Below are 388 nucleotides of genomic sequence, written 5' to 3'. Positions count from 1 at the left end.
TTAAATTCAATATCTTTAAAGAATTCAAATAACTCAGGTTTAGGCCAGCAATTTGAATCGTAAAAGTTATAAAATTCAAAATTACTTTTAGCTAAAGCTTCTAAAATATATAAATCACAGGCATTCATATTCCAGTTGGAATCAATCGTAATTTTTATGTCTTCATCATCGTAATGCCTGTATAAAAATTCATCATTTATAACTATGAATCGATGATAAAAAGAAGTTAGATGATGAAATTTATTAACAGTATTAGCTAATTCTTTGTAAGTAATTTTCCGTTTAGCCATACTTTCAGGGGTCTTCTATCATCAATCTTCATTTTGAAAATACAAGCATTAATTTCTAAAGTGTTGTCTTTATCTTTGTAAATAAACATCATTGAAGT

Annotated in this window: 1 pseudogene; it reads right to left on the bottom strand. The window is 26.0% G+C overall.

The window, feature by feature from the left end:
* Positions 1 to 290: pseudogene (locus tag ACNDLV_RS08060) on the bottom strand (hypothetical protein); the annotation flags it as partial.
* Between the last annotated feature and the right edge of the window lie 98 nt (positions 291 to 388).

It is taken from the genome of Lactobacillus fornicalis, assembly GCF_055362665.1.
This window is presented reverse-complemented; position numbering and strand designations above follow the sequence as displayed.